The organism is Leeia sp., assembly GCF_041909055.1.
Classification (GTDB): Bacteria; Pseudomonadota; Gammaproteobacteria; order Burkholderiales; family Leeiaceae; genus Leeia; species Leeia aquatica.
Genome location: NZ_JAYREC010000001.1, coordinates 681,479 through 704,802 on the forward strand (window position 1 = coordinate 681,479; position 23,324 = coordinate 704,802).

Genomic DNA, 23,324 nt, shown 5'->3' on the forward strand with positions numbered 1-23,324 from the left:
CTCATCATGCACTACGGATACGCCCGGTCCAGACGCGATAATTCAGTGTCACCACACTGCACAGCAGCAAGGCTGCCACCAGATTATGCGCCACCGCCACCGCCAGTGGCAGCTGCAGCAGAATATTGCCAATCCCCAGCGACACCTGCAGCAACAGCAACGCCAGCACGATGCGGGCATGCCGGGTGAGACCATAGGCGTGCTGCGCCCGCCAGGCAAACGCGCCCACCACCAGCAAGGTCAGCAGCGCACCCAGCCGGTGCACCATATGGATGGCGGTGAGATTGGCTTGGGTCAGCATTTGCCCGTCAGGGGTTTCTCCCAGCTCGCGCAGGACATGGAAGGCATGGCGGAAATCCGTCTGCGGCCACCATTGGCCCTGGCAGGTCGGGAAATCCGAGCACACCGTTGCCGCATAGTTGGTGCTGACCCAGCCGCCCAGAATGATCTGGCAGGCCAGCACCAGCAAAGCCAGCAAGGCCAGGCCACGCAGATGTCGATATTCGCTGCCGGATGCAGCGTGCTTAGTGAAGACCTGCCGCATTGCCAGCCAGCTAAGTAGCCCCAGCAGGGTCATGCCGCCGATCAAGTGCGAGGTGACAATGGCGGGCTTGAGCAGCAAGGTGACCGTCCACATGCCCAGCAGACCCTGGAAAATCACCAGCGGCAACAACACGCTGGCCAGTAGCGGCGACTGCTGCAGGCGTTCACGCTGCCGCCAGGCCATGACCGTGATGGCAATGATCAGCAAGCCTACACCGCTGGCCACAAAGCGGTGAATCATCTCTTTCCATGCTTTGCCCATCGACACCGGACCGGTGGGATGGGCTTGCTGGGCCGCGCTAATTTCCTCCGCCGCATGAGCCGGGCTCAGCTTGCCATAGCAGCCCGGCCAGTCCGGACAGCCGAGGCCCGCATCCGACAGGCGGACATAGGCACCCAGCGCCAGCAGCAGCGCGGTAATGAGGGTGGTCCAGATCACCAGTTTGCGGTATGCCATGGTGTCAGCCCAGCCCCTGATTGTTTTTCAACAGCTTGGCAAACTCCTGAATAACGGAGTGCGGCACCGCATCGGGGGCATAGCGAAACACCAGGTTGCCATGCGGATCCATAATGAAGATGGCGTGCTCCGGCGCACCAAACGACTGCAATTGCTTGAGCAAAGCCTCACCGCCACGAGCAACCAGCAGGCCTTCGCGATCCATCGCTGGCAGCGATGCCAGCGGCGCAGTACCCGTCGCCAGCCACACCCGCTCTACCCGCCCCATATCCTTGCCTTGAGCCAGGCGGATCTGCCGCAAGGCATGCACCTGCTGCAGGCACGGTGCGGTGCACTCTGCCGCACCCACGGTCAGCAGCCACCATTTACCGGCAAAGCGCTCTGTGGTGAGGGCTTTGCCTTCCACCGTCTGCAAACCTTCCAGCCGGGCGGGCGCAACCGGTTGCATCAAGGTGCCGTAACTGCGTACCGTGGTGGGTTTGAAGAAAAAATAGGCCACGGTCGCCGCCATGATGGGAACCGCACTTAGCAGAGCCAGCAAGTACAGGGTCCTGCGGTTGTTTGCCAGACTCAATCACGCCTCCTGCTTTTTCAGATTGACCACCACGAACAGTACCACCATCAGCACCGCAATCAACAACCACTGCCCGGCATAGCTGACATTGCGCAGGCGTCCATCGTCCACCTCAGGCCAGTCGTGGGCCAACCCGGCTTCCACGGCACCGGTTTGCCGCACCAGCCACGGCAACACCGCTTGCCGGTAGTGCTCCTGATAGCGCTGCGGGTTCAGGTTTTGCCAGAGCATACCCTGCTGCACATCCTTGCTCAATTCCATGGGCAAGGGTCCCAGCCAGACCACCTCACCATGCACCCTGTCCGTCCGCGCCAGCTCGGCAAGTGAGACTTGCGCCTTGCCCACGCGTGACACCCAGCCGCGGTTGACCAGCAGCCAGCGCGATTCACCACTCAGCTTCAGCGGCATCCACAGCTCGTAGCCCGCCACACCGTTTTGCACCCGATTATCCAGCCAGACTGCGCCTTGCGGCTGCCAGCTGCCCTGCAATTGCACCGGTTGCCAGGGCTGTGGCGGCTGTTTCAGCATCGCTGCCGCGTCCAGCGCCGGGGACTGCTGCATGAGTGTGAGCTGCGCCCGCTGGGCCGCCTTATGCCCAGCCTTGCTCCACTGCCACCAGCCCAGCCGCAGCGCCAGCAGCACTCCCACCAGCAACATCAGCCAAGCCCACCAGCGGGGTTGAAAACGGCGCGTGCTCATCATCAAGCGGCCCTGCCGGTCTGTTCAAGCCTGAAGTACAATACGGGGATTGTGCTGCGGACATCAAGAGAGGGGAACACCATGCGGGTTGTGGTCATCGTCATGCTGCTGGCCATCGTCGCCAGCATGGGTTCTGCGGTTTACTATTTGCTGAGCCGGAAAAGCCAGTCTTCCGAGCGACTGGTGCGGGCGCTGACTTTCCGCATTGGCTTGTCCGTCTGCCTGTTTCTGTTACTGATGGCGGGCTTGTATTTCCACATCCTGCCAAACCAGCATTTGTAATCGGGTGTGCCAGCCGGGCTGGCACACCCGATGATTCAACTTACAGCCAGTAGACGAAGACAAACAGGCCCAGCCACACCACATCCACAAAGTGCCAGTACCAGGCTGCGGCTTCAAAGGCAAAGTGGCTATCCGGCTTGAAGTGGCCCTTGATTGAGCGCACCAGCATCACCAGCAACATGATGGTACCCAGCGTCACATGCGCGCCGTGGAAGCCGGTCAGCATGTAGAAGGTAGAGCCATACACACCCGAGGCCAGTGTCAGGTTGCCATGGGCAATGGCATGACCATATTCCTCCACCTGAAAGTAGAGGAAGAGTGCACCCAGGCCCACCGTCGCCGCCAGGCCCCAGATCAGCTGGGCACGGTTATTCTTGATCAGCCCCCAGTGAGCAATGGTCACCGTGATGCCGGACGTCAGCAGGATCAGGGTGTTGATGGCCGGCAAGCCCCAGGCAGCCACCGGGGTGAAGTGCTCCGGTGCCACCGGCGCGACCTGTGCAGGCCACATGGCAGTGAAGTCCGGCCACAGCAGCTTGTGGGTCATATTGCCCAGCTCGGGTACCGAAATCACCCGAATGTAGTACAGCGCACCGAAAAAGGCGGCAAAGAACATCACTTCGGAGAAAATGAACCAGCTCATGCTCCAGCGGAAGGACATGTCCACCTTCTTGCTGTACAGGCCGCTCTCACTTTCACCGACAACCTGGCCAAACCAGCCAAACAGCATGTACAGCAGGATGGCAAAGCCGATGCCCAGTGCATAGTGCCCCATCTCCATGTGATTCATGGTGAAGGCAGCGCCCAGTCCCAGGAAGAACATGGCGGTTGAGCCCACCAGGGGCCACTTCGATGGCTGAGGTACAAAGTAATGCGGCTGATGCTGCGTACTGGCCATGATGTCTTCCCTCTCTCCTTTAGTGACCGCTGGTAGCGATCAGGTATTTGACTGCGCCCAGTACAGTCAGCACAAACAGCACGCCACCGATAATCCCGGTGATGATCAGCTGCTTCGCCGTCAGGCGATGCGCATCCTGCTGGTAATCCTGGTTACTGCGAACCCCAAGAAAGCTCCACAATACCGCCACAATCGGCGATCGCTTGTTGCGGGGCTGGGGTTCACTCACGACTGATTCCCTTCAACTTCAAAAAACGTGTACGACAAGGTGACGGTACCGATGTCCTTGGGCAGCGCACTGTCCACCAGAAACACCACCGGCATCACCCGTCGTTCACCCGGCGCAAACTTCTGCTGGCGGAAGCAAAAACACTCCAGCTTCTTGAAGTGGCTGCCCGCCTGCATCGGCGCGTAGCTCGGCACCGCCTGGATGACGACCGTCCGGTTGGTCCGGTTGACCACCTCATACGCCACCTGCTGCACCTGTCCCGGGTGGATACTCACTTTGCTCATCTTGGGCCGAAACTGCCACGGGCTGCTGCCGCGTTCATTGCTGTCCAGCTCCACCACCACCTGCCGTGTCGCATCCACCTGCGTGTTGGCCGGGCTTTCTGCTTGCAGCAGGCTGTTCAGGCCGAGCGCCTCGCACAGGTGCTTGTAAAACGGCACCATGCCGTAGCTGACTGCGAACATCAGCAAGGCCACAATAGTCAGCTTGAACAACAGCTTGCGGTTCAACACCGGCAGGTACAACACAGCATCACCCCGTCAAATGTGGCCAAACAACCACTGCTTGATCATGACGCCGACAAACACGGTCAACACAATCGACAGCAAAATCCACAGCAGGCGGCGGTTTTTCTGCTGCACTTCCGGTGAGGTACTCATCCATACTCCTCGCAGGCGGGTGACCGGCACCCGCCCCCATGCTTACTTGACGGTCGGCGGCACATCCCAGCTGTGATACGGTGCCGGGCTCGGCAGCGTCCACTCCAGACCTTCCGCACCATCCCAAGGCTTGGCCGCTGCAGGTGCACCCTTCTTCAGGAAAGTGACCTTGATCACAATCCACAGGAACAGCAGCTGGGTCAGGCCAAATCCGAACGCACCAATCGAGGCGATCTCATTAAAGCTGGAGAACTGCAGCGCATAGTCCGGAATCCGGCGCGGCATACCCGCGAGCCCCAAGAAATGCATCGGGAAGAAGGTGATGTTGAAGAAGATGGTCGACAGCCAGAAGTGGGTCTTGCCCAGCTTCTCGTCGTACATGCGGCCCGTCCACTTCGGCAACCAGTAGTACACCCCGGCAATGATGGAGAACAAGGCACCTGAAACCAGCACATAGTGGAAGTGCGCCACCACGTAGTAGGTATCGTGCAGGTTGATGTCCACCGCTGCCATCGCCAATACCAGTCCGGAGAAGCCGCCGAAGGTGAACTGGGAAACGAAGCCAATGGCAAACAGCATCGGGGTTTCAAAGCTCAGCGAGCCGCGCCACATGGTGGCCACCCAGTTGAACACCTTCACCCCGGTCGGCACCGAAATCAGCATGGTGGCAAACATGAAGAACAGCTGCGCGGTCACCGGCATGCCCACCGTGAACATGTGGTGCGCCCATACCATGAAGGACAGGATGGCGATGGAGGCGGTGGCATACACCATCGAGCCGTAGCCAAACAGTTTCTTGCGGCTGAAGGCGGGGATGATCTCGGACACCACGCCGAAGGCGGGCAAGATCATGATGTACACCTCAGGGTGCCCGAAGAACCAGAACACATGCTGGAACAGTACCGGATCACCGCCACCTGCCGCATTGAAGAAGCTGGTGCCAAAGTGACGGTCCGTCAACAGCATGGTCACCGCACCGGCCAGCACCGGCATCACGGCGATCAGCAGGTAGGCGGTAATCAGCCAGGTCCAGCAGAACATCGGCAATTTCATCATCGTCATGCCCGGCGCGCGCATGTTGAGGATGGTGACGATGATATTGATCGAGCCCATGATCGAGCTCATGCCCAGAATGTGCACGGCGAAAATGGTCAGGTCCATGCCGATGCCGAACTGGGTAGCCAGCGGCGGGTACAGGGTCCAGCCCCCGGCGGCGGCACCACCCGGCATAAAGAAGGAGATCACCAGCAGCAAGGCGGCTGGCGGCATCAGCCAGAAGCTCCAGTTGTTCATGCGGGCAAACGCCATGTCCTGCGCGCCAATCTGCAGCGGGATCATGATGTTGGCCAGGCCCACAAAGGCCGGCATGATGGCACCAAACACCATCACCAGTGCATGTACCGTGGTCAGCTGGTTGAAGAACTCCGGCTTCCAGAATTGCAGGCCCGGCTGCCACAGCTCAGCACGAATGCCCAGTGCCAGCAAACCGCCGAAAAACAGCATGAAGAATGAGAACCACAGATACAGCGCACCAATATCCTTGTGGTTGGTGGCCATGAACCAGCGCTGGAAGAACGCCGGTTTGTGATCGTGATGATCGTCGTGGCCGTGCCCAGCATCGTGACCGAGCGCGGCGTCTTGTGCATGCGACATGGTAAGTCTCCTGATACGTGCGGTTCGGTCGGGTTACTGGCGAGCAGCCTTCACCTGGGCAGGCTGCAACAGGTCACCCTTGTTGTTGCCCCAGGCATTGCGCTCATACGTCACCACCGCCGCAATATCGGTATCGGACAGTTGCTTCCAGGCTGACATGGCCGTACCCGCCTTGCCTTTCAGCACGATTCCCAGATGGTCTGCGATCGGGCCGGTAGCCACCTTGGAGCCTGCCAGTGCCGGGAAGCTACCCGGCACGCCCTGGCCACTGGCCTGATGGCAAGCTGCACAATTGGCTTCGTATACACCCTTGCCCCGTGCCACCAGATCCGGCAAGGCCCATACCTTGTTCGGGTCATCCTTGGCCAAGGCCAGACGCGCCTTGGTGTCCGCCTTCCATTTGTCGTAATCCGCTTGCGGCAAGGCACGCACCACGATCGGCATGAAGCCATGATCCTTGCCACAGAGCTCAGCACACTGACCGCGGTAGATCCCCGGCGCATCCGCCTTGAACCAAGCATCACGGATGAAGCCCGGGATGGCATCCTGCTTCACGCCCAGTTGCGGCACCCACCAAGCGTGAATCACGTCGTTGGCGGTCAGCAGCAGGCGCACCTTCTTGCCAACCGGCACCACCAGCTCCGTACCCGGTTCCACTTCCAGCAGGTAATGGGCATTCTTGGCAGCGCTCTTGCCGTCGTAGTTATCAATCTGGTCACGCGGGGTCGCCAGCGCCGAGACATACTCGATGCCATCGTCGAGGTAGTTGTAACCCCACTTCCACTGATACCCCGTGACCTTGACCGTCACCGCCGCGTTGCTGCTGTCCTTCTGCGCGATCACGGTTTTGGCTGCGGGAATGCACAGTGCGATGAGAATCACAAACGGAATCACCGTCCAGATCACTTCAACCACATGGTTTTCGTGGAAATGCGCGGCTTGCGCGCCTTTGGACTTGCGGTGGGCGTAGATGGAATAGAACATCACGCCAAACACCACAAAGAAAATCGCGAGACAGACCACCAGCATCATGCTGTGCAGGTTGAAAATCTGCTCGGCAATGCCGGATTTCGGCGCTTGCAGGTTAAGCGGATAATTGCCGGGCTGATTGCCCTCGGGCAGTGTGTCCGCAGCCCACGCCAGCGGCGACATCAACGCCAGCGATAACGTACAGGCCACTCTTTGCTTCATGGTTTCAAACATGCAACCCCCATACGGAAATGCCCTTGCTCGTATACCCACTACTTCGGTGCCAGTCACGTTCCTCGGCTCAAAATGGATGAGGAGGCCGCCACTGTGTCAAATTGTCGCGGTCGATGTTAGCAAATGCGCAGCAACACGGGCAAGCCAGCCTTGATCTTGATCTAAGTCATAATTTGTGCAGGTAGTTGCCGCGCTGCAACATGTTTTTGTCCAAAAACCGCCTACATCCACGTCTGCAGGCCAAAAAATGCCCATTGGTGGCCTGAATTTGGTTTATTGCAGTGCATGATGAAAAAAACCAACACTGCCAGCACGATTCAGCATGGACAGCCCGCCACGGTTGCGCAAGCGCCCAAGGGGACAGGTTACTCAGGGTATCGGCAGCAAGGTACCCGAACCTTGGCAGGGTCCGGGCTTCGGCAAATGGCGCCTAATCTTGCAGTAGTGCCTGCAGTAACGGCTGCAGTTGCAAAGGAGAAGCGGGGGGCGCCTGCCACGGTAGTACGCCCAGGCAAGGGGCAGGGATGTGCTGGCGCAAGGTGGCCAGGTTGGCCTCGGCATGGCGCATGACAGGGTCCAGCTGATTGGCGACCCAGCCCAATAGCGGTGCGCCACTGGCACGAATGGATTCAAACGACAGCAGCGCATGGTTCAGACAGCCCAGCCGCATGCCGACCACCAGCACCACCGGCAACTGTAGCTGCAGCGCGAGATCACGCATGAACAAGGTATCGGTGAGGGGGGCCAGCCAGCCGCCCGCGCCTTCCACCAGCACCACATCCGCCTGCTGGCGCAATTGCTGCAGGTGGTCCGCCAGCAAAGCCAGATCAATCTCGACGCCCGCCTCGTGTGCCGCCAGATGCGGCGAAATCGGTGGATCAAACAGATAAGGGTTGACCCACGACATCGGCTGCACGGAACTTGCGGCCTCTGCCAGCGCGCGGGCGTCTTCACTGTAGCGCCCCTCACCATCGACCAGTGCGCCACTGGCCACCGGCTTCATACCCAGCACCTGCAGGCCATGCGCGCGCAAGCCATGCATCAGTCGCACCGAGCTGAAGGTCTTGCCGACTTCGGTATCGGTGCCGGTCACGAAAAAGGCAGCACCTTTCATCCGCGTGACCCGCGCGGGTGGAAGTCAATCACCTGCCGCCCATCGGGCAGCTGTCTGGCAGGTCGGGGCTGCGGCTTCCAGGCATGCCCATACACCACTTCGTAGGTGGCGGGCAGCTTGCCATCCTGCCGCAGCTGCTCGTAATTACGCAGCACCTGCTGCCAGCGCTGCTTACCCATCAGGCCCTGTGGGCGCCCGTGGGTCACATTGTGGGCGCCAATGGCCTTGAGGTCCTGCATCACCGCACGCACATCATCGTAGGTGAGCGTCAGATACTCCATGTCCATCACCGGCGTGGCAAAGCCATTGCGGACCAGGCCGTCGCCGATATCGTGCATGTCGATAAAACGGTTGACGTGGGTATGCCCGTCCAGCCCGGCAAAGGCTTGTCGCAACTCACGCAGGGTGTCCGGCCCCAGCGTGGAAAACATCAGCAAGCCTTCTGGCCGCAATACCCGGTGAAACTCGGCAAACGCCTGGTCCAGGTCCGTCACCCACTGGATGGCGAGGTTGGACCAGATCATGTCCACGCTGTCCGCCTGCAGCGGCAGGCGCTCAATGTCGGCACACAGGGCGGGCGATGGCGCCAGCCAGCGCTTCAGCAAGCCTTGCTTGCGACGTGCCGCCAGCAACATGCTGTGCGCAATGTCCAGCTCCAGCACCTGCGCCTTGGGATAGGTGGTGCGCAGCAGGCCGCTGCCATAGCCGGTGCCGGAACCGGCATCCAGCACCCGGTGCGGCTGATGCTTGATGTAATCCAGCCGCTCGGCCATACGGTCACACACCTCCCGCTGCAATACTGCGGCGGCGTCATAGCTACCCGCCGCACGCTCAAAAGCACGCCGCATCAGGCGTTTTTCAGGCTGGAACACTTCAGGCATACAACACTTCACGAATCAATGCCGCACACTCACGGCCATGGGTCAAAAACGGCGCATGCGCCGACTGGGGCAGCAGCAGGCTGCGTGCCTGCGGCAACTGTGTCTGCAGCCAGTGCGCCGCCCCGATCGGCACCAGCGTATCGCGCTCACCGTACAGCAGGACAGTGGGCTGCTTCACGGCAGGCAGCAGCGGGCGCAAATCGCTGTCGCGCAGCAGTTGCAAACCCGCTGCCAACGCCTCGGCACTCGCCAGGGGCCGCTCATGCAGGCTGTGGCGCAGCTGCTGTACCTGGCGGCGTGCCTCCGGGCTACCCAGCGCCTGCAAGGCCAGAAACTGCTGCACAGTGGCAGCAATATCCGCCTGCAGCCGGTCCACGAACTGCTGCAGCACCACCTCCGGCATGGCACACGGCCAATCGGGCTGCTGCATGAAGCACGGCGAACTGGCCATCAGGCCCAGGCGGGTTACCCGCTGTGGCCGGGTAGCCGCCGCCTGCAAGGCCAACATGCCTCCCAGCGACCAGCCCAGCCACATCGCCTGTTCCGGCACGGCATCCAGAATCGCTTCCGTCAGACTCACCACCGTGTAGGGGGTGCACAAGGCAGAATGACCATGCCCCGGCAAATCCACCACATGCACGCGGGCAAACGCACTCAACCGGGATACGAACTCACCCCATACCCCGCCGTGCATGCCCCAGCCGTGCAACAGCACCAGATCGGGACCCGCGCCGTGGCTCTCCACCCGCACCATCAGGCCCACTCCCGGGCGCAGGCATGCAGCCCTTCCAGCAGCAGGCGAATATCGTCTTCGGTATGCGCCGCGCTGAGCGAAATACGTAAGCGCCCCTGCCCCACCGGGACCGTAGGCGGACGAATGCCGGGCACCCATAGTCCGCGTTGCCACAGGCGATCTGCCAGCTTCTGCGTATCGTCGTTACTGCCCACCCGTAACGGCTGAATCGCCGTTTCCGATGGCAGCAAGGTCCACGGCAGGTCTGCACAGCCTTCCCGCAGCTGTCGAATGTGGGCGCGCAAGGTCTCTCGCCGCTGCTGGCCACCTTCGATCAGGTCCAGGCTTACGCACAGCGCGGCAGCCAGCGCCGGTGGCGATGCCGTGGTGTAGATGTAGCTGCGGCAACGGTTCAGCAACCAGTCGATCAGCAGGGCATCACCGCAGACCGCCGCCCCTTGCACCCCTGCCGCCTTGCCAAAGGTCAGCAACTGGATCAAGCGCGGGTGATGCAGGCCCCAGTATTCCGCGCAACCTCGCCCGTGCTCGCCCAGTACCCCCAGGCCGTGGGCATCGTCCACATACAGCCAGGCATCATATTGCTCGGCCAGAGCTAGCAACTCTGGTAGCGGAGCCAGATCGCCATCCATGCTGTAGACGCCATCGACCACAATCAGCCGTCGCCGGGCGGGTGTGGTGGCCAGCAGGGTGGCCAGCTGGTTCAGGTCCTGATGGACAAAGCGGCGAAAGGTGGCGCGGGACAGCAGGCAGCCGTCGTTCAGCGAGGCATGGTTGAGGCGATCGGCAAAGATGGCGTCCTCACGCCCGACCAGCGCCGGGATGATGCCGACATTGGCCGCATAGCCGGTCGCAAAACTGAGCGCGGGCCAACCGGTAAACGCCTGTAGCCGCTGCTCCAGGCGGGCATGCTGCAAGTGATGGCCGCTGACCAGATGTGAGGCCGCGCCGCCCAAGCCGGATTCGTCCAGAGCCTGCTTGGCGGCGTCGATCAGCAAGGGGTGGTGTGCCAGCCCCAGGTAGTCATTGCTGCAGAACGACAGTACCGCCCGACCATCCGCCACGATGTGGGTATCGGCCGGGGTGGTGCGGGTGCGGCGCTGACGGCGCAGCTGCTGCGCCGACAATTCATCCAGCTCCGCCGCAAATGCGGCGAACGGTGACTCAGCGGTGGCCATGGCCACAGCCACAGCCGCCGGTCGGTGAGGTCTGGTCGTCCTCGTCGTCGTGGCAGTGGCTCATCTCAAACTGTTGCGGGCGCATGTTCAGCTTGGTCAGCAGTGCCTGGTCGCGACTGACTTCCGGGTTTCCGGTGGTCAGCAGCTTGTCACCATAGAAAATCGAGTTGGCCCCCGCCATGAAGCACAGCGCCTGCATGGCCTCCGGCATGGCCTGCCGCCCCGCAGACAGGCGGACATGGCTGCGCGGCATCAGGATGCGCGCCACCGCGATGGTACGCACAAACTCGGTCCAGTCCAGTGCATCGGTACCGTGCAACGGGGTGCCTTCCACCTGCACCAGATTGTTGATCGGCACCGATTCCGGCTGTGGCTCCAGATTGGCCAGCTGTGCCAGCAGCCCGGCCCGTTCCAGCCGGGTTTCGCCCATGCCGACGATGCCGCCACTACAGACGTTGATGCCGGCCTGACGCACCTTGTTGAGGGTATCCAGCCGGTCTTCATAGTCGCGGCTGCTGATGATGTCGCCGTACTTTTCCGGCGCGGTATCCAGATTGTGGTTGTAATAGTCGAGCCCCGCATCCCGCAGCTGCTCGGCCTGGCCTTTTTGCAGCATGCCGAGCGTGGCACAGGTTTCCAGCCCCAGCGCCTTTACCGCCTTGACCATTTCGATCACCGGCGTCAGCTCTTCCTGGCCCGGCCCGCGCCAGGCCGCGCCCATGCAGAAGCGCCCGGCCCCGGCGGCTTTGGCAGCTTTGGCGGCGCTCAATACCTCGTCCAGCTGCAACATCGGCTGATTGTCCACCCCCGCGTCGTGCATGGCTGACTGCGGACAGTAGCTGCAATCTTCAGAGCAGCCACCGGTCTTGATCGACAGCAGGGTGGACAGCTGTACCACATTGGGGTCAAAGTGCTGGCGATGCACGGTCTGCGCCTGAAACAGCAGGTCGTTGAAGGGCAGGTCAAGCAGTGCCTGCACGTCTTCGGCAGTGAAACGGGCCACCTCCGGATGTGCTTGCAACGGGGTCAGGGTCTGAAAATGCAGGGTATGCTGGCTCATGGCAGGTACAGGTCATTACGTTGCCGCGAGGGTAGGATGAACCGCGAGGATTGTCAAATTTTAGCCCGTCAGTTTTTGGACAATTGCATACAATTTGCGCAAATCCTGCTGCCGGGCCGTTGTGCTCTGTGTGACTGCAGCGGTAGCCATCCCTTGTGCTCGGCCTGCTGGAAAGCCCTGCCCCGGCTGGGCCCAACCCGCTGCCGAGGCTGCGCCCGACCTTTATCGCAGCCAGGTCTGTGTGGCCCCTGCCTGCGTCGGCCCCTGAGCCTTCAGCAAATCCATGCCAGCTATCATTTTGACGCACCGCTGAGTGCCTTGATCCATCGCTTCAAATACCGCCAGCGCTGGGCGGATGCCCGCCTGTTGGCCCGGTTGATGCTGGAGGACGTACCGGACTGGCCTGCGGGTACCCTGCTGTTGCCCATCCCGCTGCATCCACACCGTTTGCGCGAGCGAGGCTATAATCAGGCCGCCCTGCTCACGCGCCATCTGGCGCGTACCATGCAGCTGCCCAGTAGCTTGACCGCCTTGCAACGGGAACACGACACGCCACAGCAGCAAGGCTTGTCACGCCAGGAGCGGCAACGTAACCTCAAAGGGGCTTTTCGCGTGGACAGCAGCCAAGTGGCCGGGCGCTGTGTGGTATTGGTCGACGACGTGATGACCACTGGCAGCACGCTGGACACCGCCAGCCGGGCACTACTGCGTGCAGGCGCACGTCAGGTCGAGGGCTGGGTACTGGCCCGCGCCTTGTAAGCACCCCCAGCATGATTTCCAGGCGGATGCCACGATGGCAGGCCGCTGCTTTGACTGATTCAGGAGTACCGCACATGAGCCACCCCGCCATCATCCAGCCCGACACGATTCGCGATGCGGATGACAGCAGCTATCCCGGCAGCCGCGAGCTGCATGGCATTGGCGCCAACTTCGGCCAGCATTTCGGCCTGCAGCGGCTGGGCATCCATCACGAGCTGCTGCCGCCCGGCCGTCGTACCTCACGACCGCACGCCGAGGCTGATGAGGAAGAATTCGTTTATGTGCTGAGCGGCACGCCCGATGTCTGGCTGGATGGCGAGCTGTACCGGCTGCAGCCGGGCGAGGCGGTGGGCTTCCCGGCGGGCACCGGGCTGGCACACACGTTCATTAACAACACCGACGAGATGGTGACGCTGCTGGTAGTCGGCGAAAAAGTACCTGGCTGTCGGGTGCATTACCCGCTACACCCGGACTACAACCAGACCATTGGCGAGCGCCACTGGACGCCCCCCGCCCGTCCGCAGGGCCCCCACGATGGGCTGCCGGATGCCCTGCGCGCCAACCCGGTGGATTAAGGCATGTTCCATATTGTCCTGTTCAACCCTGAAATTCCACCGAATACCGGCAATGTGATCCGGCTGGCCGCCAATACCGGCTGTCAGCTGCATCTGGTCGAGCCGCTGGGTTTCCCGCTGGAAGACGCCAAGCTACGCCGTGCCGGGCTGGACTACCATGAATACGCCCGCATGCAGGTGCACCCGAACTGGGCGAGCTGCAAGGCGGCATTAGGCGAGCGGCGGTGCTTTGCCTTCACCACCAAGGGCAGTCATTGCTTCAGTGAAGTCGCGTTCCAGCCGGAAGATGTATTCGTGTTCGGCCCGGAAACCCGTGGCCTGCCTGCCGAACTGCTGCAGGAGTTTGCCCCGGCTGAGCGCCTGCGCTTGCCGATGCTGCCGACCAGCCGCAGCATGAACCTGTCCAACACCGTGGCGATCACGGTGTTCGAGGCTTGGCGGCAGCACGATTTCGGCGGTCACCGCTGATCCGTCCCAACGTGCAGGCAACAAAAAAGCAGGCACCCGGCCTGCTTTTTTGTTTGCTACTGCATGGTCTTACTTACGGGTCACCGCGTCACCCGGCGCATATTGCGCGGTTTTCACCGGTTTTTGTGCCGCCACAAACTCGCGCAGCACGTCCGCATCCACATACCCGGTATTGACATAGCCCGGATGGGTGCTCAGCTTCGGATAACCATCGCCACCCGCGGCGGTGAAGTTGTTCAGCGCCATGCGGTAGGTCTTGGCCGGGTCCAACGGCTTGCCACCGATACTGGCCGACTTGACTGCACCGCCTTCAATCTCCAGACGGATACCAGCAAACTGCGGGAAGGCACCGGAACCTGCGGTCATCTTGGCGGCCGCGTTCAGGTAGTCCAGCACTTCCTTGCCGGTGAGATCCACATAGACCAGCATGTTGCCGAACGGATGCACCTTCAGCACATCTTTGTAGGTCAGCTTGCCTGCCGGCATGGAATCACGAATACCCCCGGCGTTCATCAGTGCAAAGTCAGCCTTCGATTTTTGCATCATGGCGGTAGCAATGAACACGCCCAGATTGGTCGGCTCCTTGCGCACCACGTTGCGGTCGCCTTCCAGCTTGCCGTCGGACTCACCGACCAGCACATCCAGCGCGACACGGCCCTTTTCCTGATACGGAGTCAGGAACTTGAGCATGTCGGCATCTTCCTTGATCTCGCTGGTGTAGAAGACCTTTTTGTCCTTGCCGTCGTCGCCCTTGACCGTCTTCTTCAGGTTGATCGGCACCAGGGTGTATTTGACCAGCTTCATCTCACCATTGCGGTATTCGAAGTCCGCCCGGCCCACATACTTGCCCCATTCGTGGGCCTGCACGATCCAGGCGCCATTCTGACGGTCCGGCGCACACTCGGTGCCCGGTACATAGGCATCGTTACGCACATTTTCCGCCTTCATGCACACCGGATTCTGGCTGTGGCCACCCACGATCAGGTCAAAACCCTTGACCTGACGTGCCATCTCCACGTCACCCTCGGCATTCACGCCACGTGCGCCATTGGTGTAATGGCCCATGTGGGTGGCTGCAATCACGATATTGGCCTGGCCACGCAGCTCCGGCATCAGCGCCGCCGCTTCCTCGGCGGGTTTGCGGAAGGTAACACCCTGCACATTGGCCGGGTCCACCATCTTGGCGGTATCGTCCGTCGTCAGGCCCACCACGGCCACCTTGAGGCCATCCAGGTTGAAGACCTGATAGGGCTTGAACAGGCGCTGGCCATCCTTGTAGATGTTGGCGGACAGCATTGGGAAGTTGATCCAGTCACGCTGCTTGCTCAGCACCGACCACGGATTGTCGAACTCGTGGTTACCGACAGCCATGGCGTCATAGCCCAGTTTGGCCATGCCTTTGAAATCTGGCTCGGCGTCCTGCATGTCGGATTCCGGTACGCCGGTGTTGACATCGCCCCCGTCCAGCAGCAGCGAGTAACCGCCTTGCGCCTTCACATCGGCGCGGATCTGGTCGATCACGGTCTTGCGGGCCGCCATGCCGTACTCGCCATCACCGTTTTTCCAGAAACGGCCATGGTGGTCATTGGTATGCAGGATGGTCAGACGATAGGTTTTCTCCGGCTGGTAGTTGGCAGCACAACCGGACAGCAGTGCGCCAATCAGCATCGGCAGCAGCAAAGGCTTCAAAGACATGGTGATTCCTCTCTCTTACGCGGCATATGGGGTGCATCAGGCCTCGATGGCCTCGCTCGCGGTGTCATGGCACCGCATTGTTATGGTGACCCCGACAGGGGTAGCACTGCACAATGTCAACAAAGAAACTTTATTTTGTCAACAAAGGCAGTCAAACATCACACCACGCCCAGATCACGCCCGGAGAAGCCAAATGGCAACAGCTCACCCACGGTGGTGACCAGACGGGCATCCCCCAGATTGGCCAGGATCACCGGCGTATCCGGTGCGCACAGCTCCAGCATCACCTGACGGCAGGCGCCGCACGGTGAGATCGGCCCTTCGGTATCGCCGATCACCGCCAGCTCGGCCACTTCACCCGGACGCATGCCCGCTGCGATGGCGCTGAACAAGGCGGTACGCTCTGCACAATTGCACAAGGGGTAGGATGCATTCTCGATGTTACAACCGGTAAACACCCGCCCATCATGGGTGCGCAACGCAGCCCCCACCTGGAAACGGGAATACGGTACATAGGCCCCTTCACGGGCCAGACGGGCAGCTTCTACCAGTGCCTGGCGGTCCATAGTGCTCTCCTCGCAGCGTCACGCTGCATCCAACAGATTACGGGGGGTAATGTTTTTCAGCTTATGTGGGGCGACTCAGCCCTGGGCGGGTGGCAATTCCAGCACCGGCTCGCGCGCCAGCAGGCGAAGCAAGGCATCTTGCGCGGTGACTTCACCTCGCAGCAGTTGCCCCACGGCCGCGGTAATCGGCATCGACACCTGCAGGGCAGCAGCCAGCCGTTCGGTCTCAAAGGTGGTCGGCACCCCTTCGGCAACATGCCCCAGTGCCTGCAACACATCCGGCAAGGACTGGCCTTGCGCCAGCATCAAGCCTACGCGGCGGTTGCGGGACAAATCACCGGTGCAGGTCAGCACCAGGTCGCCCAGACCACCCAGGCCCATCAGGGTCTCGGGACGTCCGCCCATGCGGGTCGCCAGCCGGGCCATCTCGGCCAGGCCACGGGTAATCAGCGCAGCCCGGGCGTTATGTCCCAGCTGTAAACCATCGGCGACGCCTGCGGCAATCGCCATCACATTCTTCACCGCCGCCCCGACCTCCACGCCCACCACGTCATCAGTGGCGTACAGGCGCAGGCGCTGGCTATTGAGTTTTTGCGTCCAGTGCACCGCCAGCTCGCTGTCGGCGCAGGCCAGCGTGATGGCGGTCGGCTGACCGGCAGCCACTTCCTTGGCAAAACTGGGGCCGGACAGCGCACCGGCCGGATGCTCACCCAGCAACTCGGCCACCACCCGATGCGGTAGCTGGCGAGAAGTGGCTTCAAAACCTTTACACGCCCAGAACAGGGGCGGCAAGGGTAGCGACAGGGCCTTCAAGGCTTGCAGCGTCGGGCGCAAACCGGCGATCGGGGTCACCAGCAGCAGCAGATCTTGCCGGGCGACCGCAGCGGCCAGCGCATCCGTGACGCTCAGTGTGTCGGGAAACGCGGCGTCCGGCAGATAGCGGGCATTGCTGCGGCTCGCCTGCATCACCGCAACCTGCTGGGCATCCCGCGCCCAGAGGGTGACCTGATGCCCATCCCGGGCATAGGCGATGGCCAGCGCCGTGCCCCAGGCGCCTGCGCCGAGCACACCCATCTGTAAACGGCTCATCAGGCGCCCCAGACGTCAGCCAGGCGCACCCAGCCGGTCACACCATCGCGATGGCGCACCTGCAACCAGCCTGGCTGGGCTTCTTTACCCATGGGCAGCAGCTCCAGCACCACATCCCGGCTAACCCGCGCCACGACACTGGCGGCGGCCTCAGGCTTGCTGCGCATGTCGAGCTGGGCCACATTGACCAGCACCGTACGTTTGCTGCCCCATTCCGACTTTTGTCCCCAGGCCAGGCTGCCGCTGCGATCCCGCAGTTTCACCCAATCGCCCTGCGTAATCAGCACTTCAGCCGGGTAACCTTGATTGACCACATAGAGCTTGCGGGCGCTGGCGTTCGGGGCATCGTACAGCACCGCCGCCCGGCTGGACGCCGAGCGGTATTCGGTGGCCGATGCCACACTGGCCCACAGCAGCAGGCCCAGTGCGAGCAGACGGCGATCAGGCATTGCCCTGTGCCTCGGCCAGCTCTTGCATGCGCTGCACGAACAGGGCTTCGAAGTTGACCGGCTGCAGAATCACCGGCGAGAAGCCCGCGCGGTTGGTCAGGTCGGAGATCACTTCACGCACATACGGGAACAGGATGGTCGGGCAGTGAATGCCGATCACGCCCGGCATGTCGTCGTCGGGGATGTTCAGGATGTGGAAAATGCCAGCCTGAGCCACTTCGGCCAGAAACACCGTCTTTTCACCAATCTTGTTGGTCACGGTGACCGTCAGCACCACTTCAAAGAAGCCTTCGCCGATTTGCTGAGCTTCGTTGTGCAGCTGGATACCGATCTCGTTCTCGCCCTCTTCCAGAAAAATCTGCGGGGCATTCGGCACTTCCAGCGATGCATCCTTCACATACAGCTTCTGGATGTTGAATACTGGGTTCTGGTCGGCAGCCTGTTGTTCGCTCATGGTGTTCTCGTCAAAGTGAAAAAAACCCGGCCCGGCAACACGCTCGGTCCGGGTATGTGCGTCCCGCGCAGGGTCCGCAACATGCCAGCTGCCTATTTTAACAGCGGATCCAGTTTACCGGCACGGTCCAGTGCCGACAAATCGTCAAAACCACCGACATGCTGCTCGCCAATATAGATTTGCGGCACCGTACGGCGGCCTGTACGTGCCATCATCGCCTCGCGCACCTGCGGGTCCTGGTCGACACGGATTTCTTCAATGGCCGTGACGCCCTTGCTGGCCAGCAGCCGCTTGGCCATCTGGCAGTAGGGGCACACGGCGGTGGTATACATGGTAACGGCAGCCATATGACAACTTTCTTGCAAAACGGTGAATGATGAGATGCTGCCACAGCAGCGGCCCGAGCTCCAGCATGACATGCATGGAGAGGGCCTATTACATCCCGGCTACGAATTAGATAAAAACTATCACAAATAAGTTCCACCCGCCAGTAAAACTATGAAGCCATGCGCAAATGGCGTAAAATCAACCTTCTAGTCTGCCACCTTCGCCGCGCCACGGCGTTCGCACCCGCTTGCCAGGAGAGCCTGATGTCTGCCCTTACCCCTGTTGCCCTGTTGATTCTGGATGGCTTTGGTTATCGCACCGAGGGGGAGGACAATGCCATCCTGCACGCCAACAAACCTCACTGGGACCGCCTGTGGGCGCAATATCCGCACAGCACGCTGGATGCCTCCGAACATGCGGTGGGCCTGCCCAATGGCCAGTTTGGCAATTCGGAAGTGGGGCATCTGAACATCGGCGCCGGTCGCATTGTGCGGCAGGACATTACCCGCATCGACGTCGACATCGAAGCGGGTACACTGGGACAGAACCCTGCTCTGGCCGAGGCCATTCAGCTCGCCGCACGTCAGCAAAGCACGCTGCACCTGATGGGCCTGGCTTCCGACGGTGGTGTGCACAGCCACGAAACCCATCTGTTTGCCCTGATCGACGCAGCCCATCAGGCCGGCGTCAACCGGATTGCCATCCACGCCTTTCTGGATGGCCGGGATACCCCGCCACGCAGCGCAGAAACCTATCTGGCACGGCTGGAAGACGCATGCAGCCGTACCGCTGGCCATGCCCGCATTGCCTCGGTGGTAGGGCGCTACTATGCGATGGACCGCGACCAGCGCTGGGACCGCGTTGAAGCCGCTTACCGCATGCTGACCGAAGGCGTGGCCCCCTTTGAGGCCAGCAATACCCAGGCTGCGCTGGCTGCCGCCTACGCCCGCAATGAGAACGACGAGTTCGTGCAAGCCACCGTGATCCGGGACGGCAATGGCGAGGCCAGTGTGATGCGTGATGGTGATGTGGTGATTTTTGCCAACTTCCGCGCCGACCGCGCCCGCCAGCTGACCATGGCCTTGCACTGGCCCGATTTCAGTGGGTTTGCCCGCAAGGTCTGGCCCAGACTGGCCAGCTACACCAGCATGACCCGCTACGGTGAGGCTTTCAGCAACCCCTGCGCCTACCCGCCGGTGCGGCTGAGCAATACGCTGGGCGAATACCTGTCCTCGCTGGAGCTGCGTCAGCTGCGCATCGCGGAAACCGAAAAGTACCCGCATGTGACCTATTTCTTCTCCGGTGGTGAAGAAACCCCGTTTGCGGGCGAAGACCGGGTGCTGGTGCCCTCCCCCAAGGTTGCCACCTACGACCTGCAGCCGGAAATGAGCGCCCCGGAAGTGACCGCCCGCATTGAAGAAGCGATTGCCAGCGGGCAATATCACGCCATCATTGTGAACTATGCCAATGGCGACATGGTCGGACACACAGGTAACTTTGCCGCAGCCGTCAAGGCCGTGGAAGCCCTCGACGCTTGCGTGGCCCGTGTGGTGGCCGCCATGCAGCAAGCCGGTGGCGAAGTCCTGATTACCGCTGACCATGGCAATTGTGAAGACATGTTTGACGAAGCCAGCCATCAACAACATACCCAGCACACCCTGAACAAGGTGCCCCTGCTCTACATCGGCCGCCCGGCTGAGGTACGTGAAGGCGGGGCCTTGCAGGATATCGCGCCGACCCTGCTGCACATGATGGGGGTGGCGGTGCCGGCTGAGATGACCGGGAAAAGTCTGCTCACATGGCGTTGAAACGGGCACTGACCACCCTGCTGTGTGTGGCCGCCCTGGGCAGCATGGCGGCGCCAGTAGCGCCATCGCGCAATGTCAAAGGCCAGCTGAACGATACCCAGGGCGAGCTGGACGCGCTGCATCAGAAAATTGAGGCCTTGCAACGTAGCGTCAGCGCCTCGGAACAATCCCGCAAGGACGCCAGCGACGCGCTGCAACAGTCGGAACAGGCCATCAGTCAGACCAATCGCACCCTGGCTGACCTGCAAGATGAGCAGGACCAGCTGGAGGATCAGCTGAAACAGCTGGGACAGCAACAGCAGCAATTGAGCAAGCGGGTGCAGCAACAAAAGCAGGCGCTGGCTCAGAAGCTGCGTGCGCAATACCGCCACAGCAACAGTGATACCCTGCAGTTGCTACTCAATGCGGACGACCCCAATACCGCCAGCCGCGATCTGGCCTACCTGCGCTATATCGCCAAGGCGCATCAACAGCAGATCAGCATACTGAAAGCTGATCTGCAGACCCTGGCGGTCACCCGCAGCCAGATCGAGCAAAATCAGCAACGCCTGCAAGCCATTGCCAGCCAGCGCATTCAGGAAAAACAAGCACTGGAAAACCAGCGCACTCAGCGCAAGCATGTGCTGAACCAGCTCGACAATCAGTTGCTGGCCCAACGTCAGCAAATGGAGAAATGGCAGCGCGATGAAAACCGCTTGGGCAATCTGGTGGAACAGCTCAACCGCATCGTTGCCGAGCAGGAGCGGCAGCGCCAGGCCCGCCTGAAGGCCGAAGCCGAAGCTGCCCAGCGCGCACGGCTGCTGGCACAGCAAAAGGCAAACCGGGGCAAGCCAGCTACCAACGGTAAACCGGCCCCGGTCAAACCCGGCAAACCGGAAACATCAACCCCGGTGGAGACGAACAACAACCGGGTTACCCTGCCGGTGGACAGCGCCCAGGTCAGCGGTAATGCGCAGAATCTGAAAGGCCGTCTGCTAACGCCGGTATCCGGCAGTCCGTCAAACCGCTTTGGTGCACCCCGGGCCGACAGTGGCGTCGCCTGGCGCGGCTGGTTTTACCCGGCGGCCGAAGGCAGCGATATCCGCAGCGTGGCGGCGGGCCAGGTGGTCTACGCCGACTGGCTACGCGGCTTTGGCAATATGGTGATTGTGGATCATGGTGGCGGCCTGATGAGCATTTATGGCTCCACCGAGTCGGTGCTGCGCCGGGTTGGCGACCGGGTCGATGCCGGGCAGGTGATTGCCCGCACCGGCAATTCGGGTGGCAGCGACAAGAGTGGCCTGTATTTTGAGCTGCGCTTCCGGGGCAAAGCTTTCGACCCGAGTGGCTGGTTACGCGGCTAAGATTGCGTCATACTGAACAACTGGTTCCAGCCGTACGGCAGGTACGGCCTGATTGTGTCAGCATACACAGCGCGGATACCCGGTGGTATCCAACATCAGGCGCACAGCGCCACAGGAATTGCGGGCATGCCCAAACAAACCATCAAGAAACTCAGTCTGGTCCTCTTGGGGGCCGGTATCGGCATTACAGCCAGCGTCAGCCTCCACCTCTACGCCGACAAGGCGGCCACCCCGCCTGCCAAGCCGGGCAATGTACTGCCAGTGGCCGAGCTGCAGGAGTTCGTTCAGGTCTATAGCCGGATCAAGGATGTCTACGTTGAGCCGGTAGAAGACAAGAAGCTGATCCGCGAGGCCATCAACGGCATGCTGACCGGGCTGGACCCGCACTCGACCTATCTGGACGAAACCGGCTTCAAGGAACTGACCGAGGACACCAAGGGTGAATTCGGCGGCCTCGGGCTGGAAGTCGGGATGGAGGACGGGCTGGTCCGCGTGACCTCCCCGATCGACGATACGCCTGCCGCCCGCGCTGGCATCAAGGCGGGGGATTTCATCGTCAAGATCGACGATACCCCGGTCAAGGGCCTGACGCTGGACGACGCAGTCAAGCGCATGCGTGGCAAGCCGGATACCAGCATCACGCTGACCATCTTCCGCAAGACCGAGACCAAGCCACTGGTGCTGACACTAAAGCGCGCCGTGATCAAGGTGGCCAGCGTCAAATCCCGCTTGCTGGAAGCAGGCTATGGCTATGTGCGCCTGACCCAGTTCAAGGAGCGCAGCACCGAAGACGTCGCCAAGGCCATCGACAGCCTGTACAAGGAAAACAAGGCACCGCTGAAAGGCCTGGTGCTGGACCTGCGCAATGATCCGGGTGGCCTGCTGACCAGCGCCGTCGGCGTGTCGGCGCTGTTCCTGCCGGAGAAGGCACTGGTGGTGTACACCGATGGCCGCGCGCAGGATTCCAAGTTCAAGTACTACGCCAGCCGTGAGTTCTACGCACCGCGCGCCACGCTGGCCAGCGGTGACCCGGTCAAGCTGGCACCGAAGGAAGTCAAGGACGTTCCGCTGGTGGTGCTGGTCAACGGCGGCACCGCTTCAGCCTCCGAAATCGTGTCGGGTGCACTGCAGGATCACAAGCGTGCGGTTGTCGTCGGTACCCAGACCTTCGGTAAAGGCTCGGTGCAGACCGTGCTGCAGCTGAGCCCGACCACCGCCATCAAGCTGACCACCGCGCGTTACTTCACGCCGAATGGCCGCTCGATCCAGGCCCAAGGTATCAAGCCGGATGTCGAGGCAGAAGAGGCCACGGTCAGCAGTGCGGAGAACAATGCCTTGCGCATTCGTGAAGCCGATCTGGAGCACCATCTGGATAACCCGAATGGCGCACGCGCCGACCCTGCAACCAAGCCGGTCGACCCCGCTGAAGCCAGCAAGGCAAAAGATGCTGCACAGGAAACCCGCAAGGACTACCAGCTGACGCAAGCCTTGAACGTGCTGAAGGTACAGCAGATTCTGCTGAAGAAATAAGCAGATATCACAGCAATATGCCGCCAGGTTACACGCGCGTGTAACCTGGCGCGTGCATACTGCGGTGCATCATTTGATTG

At 61.4% G+C, this 23,324-nt stretch carries 27 protein-coding genes and 1 pseudogene; 8 read left to right on the plus strand and 20 right to left on the minus strand.

What is annotated here, in order from left to right:
• Window positions 1-4 precede the first annotated feature (4 nt).
• Genes ACE3O2_RS03870 through ACE3O2_RS03880 form a run of 3 tightly spaced genes read right to left on the minus strand, consistent with a single transcriptional unit; the run spans window position 5 to window position 2,276 of the window.
• On the minus strand, window positions 5-1,000 hold the full coding sequence (locus ACE3O2_RS03870) for a heme A synthase (RefSeq protein WP_374334874.1): 996 nt from the start codon (window positions 998-1,000) through the stop codon (window positions 5-7).
• Between the two features lie 4 nt (window positions 1,001-1,004).
• A complete protein-coding gene (locus ACE3O2_RS03875) occupies window positions 1,005-1,574 on the minus strand; it encodes an SCO family protein (RefSeq protein WP_374334876.1) in 570 nt (189 codons plus the stop codon).
• Window positions 1,575-2,276 carry an SURF1 family protein gene (locus tag ACE3O2_RS03880; protein WP_374334878.1) on the minus strand — a complete coding sequence of 234 codons (702 nt, stop codon included), beginning with the start codon at window positions 2,274-2,276 and terminating at the stop codon, window positions 1,575-1,577. It abuts the gene before it with no gap.
• Window positions 2,277-2,354: 78 nt separating this feature from the next.
• Between ACE3O2_RS03880 and ACE3O2_RS03885 the strand changes: the two genes are divergently transcribed.
• On the plus strand, window positions 2,355-2,555 hold the full coding sequence (locus tag ACE3O2_RS03885; protein ID WP_168876540.1) for a twin transmembrane helix small protein: 201 nt from the start codon (window positions 2,355-2,357) through the stop codon (window positions 2,553-2,555).
• A 40-nt stretch (window positions 2,556-2,595) separates the two neighbouring features.
• Here ACE3O2_RS03885 and ACE3O2_RS03890 read toward each other — a convergent pair whose 3' ends face one another.
• The 11 genes from ACE3O2_RS03890 to bioB form a co-directional block, all read right to left on the minus strand.
• Entirely contained in the window at window positions 2,596-3,453 is an 858-nt protein-coding gene (locus ACE3O2_RS03890; protein WP_374334880.1) for a cytochrome c oxidase subunit 3, read from the minus strand.
• Between the two features lie 19 nt (window positions 3,454-3,472).
• The gene (locus ACE3O2_RS03895; RefSeq protein ID WP_374334882.1) at window positions 3,473-3,682 is read right to left on the minus strand and encodes a DUF2970 domain-containing protein; all 210 of its coding nucleotides are present in this window, start codon (window positions 3,680-3,682) and stop codon (window positions 3,473-3,475) included.
• A complete protein-coding gene (locus ACE3O2_RS03900; protein WP_374334884.1) occupies window positions 3,679-4,209 on the minus strand; it encodes a cytochrome c oxidase assembly protein in 531 nt (176 codons plus the stop codon). The genes ACE3O2_RS03895 and ACE3O2_RS03900 overlap by 4 nt, the downstream gene beginning before the upstream one ends.
• 12 nt (window positions 4,210-4,221) lie before the next feature.
• Complete coding sequence (locus tag ACE3O2_RS03905; RefSeq protein WP_374334886.1) at window positions 4,222-4,341, minus strand: cytochrome oxidase small assembly protein; 120 nt, start codon at window positions 4,339-4,341, stop codon at window positions 4,222-4,224.
• A gap of 42 nt (window positions 4,342-4,383) precedes the next feature.
• Window positions 4,384-5,994 (minus strand): cytochrome c oxidase subunit I, encoded by a 1,611-nt coding sequence (ctaD, locus tag ACE3O2_RS03910; protein ID WP_374334888.1) that lies wholly within the window; start codon window positions 5,992-5,994, stop codon window positions 4,384-4,386.
• A 33-nt stretch (window positions 5,995-6,027) separates the two neighbouring features.
• On the minus strand, window positions 6,028-7,197 hold the full coding sequence (gene coxB, locus ACE3O2_RS03915) for a cytochrome c oxidase subunit II (protein ID WP_240947077.1): 1,170 nt from the start codon (window positions 7,195-7,197) through the stop codon (window positions 6,028-6,030).
• A 430-nt stretch (window positions 7,198-7,627) separates the two neighbouring features.
• On the minus strand, window positions 7,628-8,311 hold the full coding sequence (gene bioD, locus ACE3O2_RS03920) for a dethiobiotin synthase (protein WP_374334891.1): 684 nt from the start codon (window positions 8,309-8,311) through the stop codon (window positions 7,628-7,630).
• Window positions 8,308-9,192, minus strand: a complete 885-nt coding sequence (gene bioC, locus ACE3O2_RS03925) for a malonyl-ACP O-methyltransferase BioC (RefSeq protein ID WP_374334893.1) — start codon at window positions 9,190-9,192, stop codon at window positions 8,308-8,310. The genes bioD and bioC overlap by 4 nt, the downstream gene beginning before the upstream one ends.
• Window positions 9,185-9,946: a pimeloyl-ACP methyl ester esterase BioH gene (bioH, locus tag ACE3O2_RS03930; RefSeq protein ID WP_374334895.1), complete on the minus strand. Its 762-nt coding sequence runs from the start codon at window positions 9,944-9,946 to the stop codon at window positions 9,185-9,187. Before bioH ends, bioC begins: the two co-directional genes overlap by 8 nt.
• Complete coding sequence (bioF, locus tag ACE3O2_RS03935; RefSeq protein ID WP_374334897.1) at window positions 9,946-11,121, minus strand: 8-amino-7-oxononanoate synthase; 1,176 nt, start codon at window positions 11,119-11,121, stop codon at window positions 9,946-9,948. Before bioF ends, bioH begins: the two co-directional genes overlap by 1 nt.
• On the minus strand, window positions 11,108-12,181 hold the full coding sequence (bioB, locus tag ACE3O2_RS03940; protein ID WP_374334899.1) for a biotin synthase BioB: 1,074 nt from the start codon (window positions 12,179-12,181) through the stop codon (window positions 11,108-11,110). Before bioB ends, bioF begins: the two co-directional genes overlap by 14 nt.
• 36 nt (window positions 12,182-12,217) lie before the next feature.
• Here bioB and ACE3O2_RS03945 point away from each other — a divergent pair.
• The 4 genes and pseudogenes from ACE3O2_RS03945 to ACE3O2_RS03960 form a co-directional block, all read left to right on the plus strand.
• A pseudogene (locus tag ACE3O2_RS03945) lies at window positions 12,218-12,424 on the plus strand (double zinc ribbon domain-containing protein); the annotation flags it as partial.
• A 75-nt stretch (window positions 12,425-12,499) separates the two neighbouring features.
• Window positions 12,500-12,940 (plus strand): ComF family protein, encoded by a 441-nt coding sequence (locus ACE3O2_RS03950; protein ID WP_374335536.1) that lies wholly within the window; start codon window positions 12,500-12,502, stop codon window positions 12,938-12,940.
• A gap of 74 nt (window positions 12,941-13,014) precedes the next feature.
• The gene (locus ACE3O2_RS03955; protein ID WP_374334901.1) at window positions 13,015-13,515 is read left to right on the plus strand and encodes a cupin domain-containing protein; all 501 of its coding nucleotides are present in this window, start codon (window positions 13,015-13,017) and stop codon (window positions 13,513-13,515) included.
• A 3-nt stretch (window positions 13,516-13,518) separates the two neighbouring features.
• On the plus strand, window positions 13,519-13,983 hold the full coding sequence (locus tag ACE3O2_RS03960) for a tRNA (cytidine(34)-2'-O)-methyltransferase (RefSeq protein ID WP_374334903.1): 465 nt from the start codon (window positions 13,519-13,521) through the stop codon (window positions 13,981-13,983).
• 69 nt (window positions 13,984-14,052) lie between these two features.
• On the opposite strand, the gene ushA is transcribed toward ACE3O2_RS03960, so the two are convergent.
• The 6 genes from ushA to grxC all read right to left on the minus strand — a co-directional run bounded on the left by ushA (window position 14,053) and on the right by grxC (window position 18,583).
• Window positions 14,053-15,678, minus strand: coding sequence for a bifunctional UDP-sugar hydrolase/5'-nucleotidase UshA (gene ushA, locus ACE3O2_RS03965; protein ID WP_374334905.1), 1,626 nt, complete (start codon window positions 15,676-15,678; stop codon window positions 14,053-14,055).
• A gap of 158 nt (window positions 15,679-15,836) precedes the next feature.
• Complete coding sequence (cdd, locus tag ACE3O2_RS03970) at window positions 15,837-16,244, minus strand: cytidine deaminase (protein WP_374334907.1); 408 nt, start codon at window positions 16,242-16,244, stop codon at window positions 15,837-15,839.
• Window positions 16,245-16,319: 75 nt separating this feature from the next.
• Window positions 16,320-17,333, minus strand: coding sequence for an NAD(P)H-dependent glycerol-3-phosphate dehydrogenase (locus ACE3O2_RS03975; protein ID WP_374334910.1), 1,014 nt, complete (start codon window positions 17,331-17,333; stop codon window positions 16,320-16,322).
• Window positions 17,333-17,782 carry an SH3 domain-containing protein gene (locus ACE3O2_RS03980; protein WP_374334912.1) on the minus strand — a complete coding sequence of 150 codons (450 nt, stop codon included), beginning with the start codon at window positions 17,780-17,782 and terminating at the stop codon, window positions 17,333-17,335. The genes ACE3O2_RS03975 and ACE3O2_RS03980 overlap by 1 nt, the downstream gene beginning before the upstream one ends.
• Window positions 17,775-18,236 carry a protein-export chaperone SecB gene (gene secB / locus ACE3O2_RS03985; RefSeq protein ID WP_374334914.1) on the minus strand — a complete coding sequence of 154 codons (462 nt, stop codon included), beginning with the start codon at window positions 18,234-18,236 and terminating at the stop codon, window positions 17,775-17,777. The genes ACE3O2_RS03980 and secB overlap by 8 nt, the downstream gene beginning before the upstream one ends.
• Window positions 18,237-18,328: 92 nt before the next feature.
• Window positions 18,329-18,583, minus strand: a complete 255-nt coding sequence (gene grxC, locus ACE3O2_RS03990; protein ID WP_168876555.1) for a glutaredoxin 3 — start codon at window positions 18,581-18,583, stop codon at window positions 18,329-18,331.
• Window positions 18,584-18,826: 243 nt separating this feature from the next.
• Here grxC and gpmI point away from each other — a divergent pair, with 243 nt between their 5' ends.
• The 3 genes from gpmI to ACE3O2_RS04005 all read left to right on the plus strand — a co-directional run bounded on the left by gpmI (window position 18,827) and on the right by ACE3O2_RS04005 (window position 23,244).
• On the plus strand, window positions 18,827-20,371 hold the full coding sequence (gene gpmI / locus ACE3O2_RS03995; RefSeq protein ID WP_374334917.1) for a 2,3-bisphosphoglycerate-independent phosphoglycerate mutase: 1,545 nt from the start codon (window positions 18,827-18,829) through the stop codon (window positions 20,369-20,371).
• Window positions 20,362-21,714 carry a murein hydrolase activator EnvC gene (locus tag ACE3O2_RS04000; RefSeq protein WP_374334919.1) on the plus strand — a complete coding sequence of 451 codons (1,353 nt, stop codon included), beginning with the start codon at window positions 20,362-20,364 and terminating at the stop codon, window positions 21,712-21,714. Before gpmI ends, ACE3O2_RS04000 begins: the two co-directional genes overlap by 10 nt.
• A 126-nt stretch (window positions 21,715-21,840) precedes the next feature.
• Window positions 21,841-23,244 carry a S41 family peptidase gene (locus ACE3O2_RS04005; protein ID WP_374334921.1) on the plus strand — a complete coding sequence of 468 codons (1,404 nt, stop codon included), beginning with the start codon at window positions 21,841-21,843 and terminating at the stop codon, window positions 23,242-23,244.
• Window positions 23,245-23,324 lie beyond the last annotated feature (80 nt).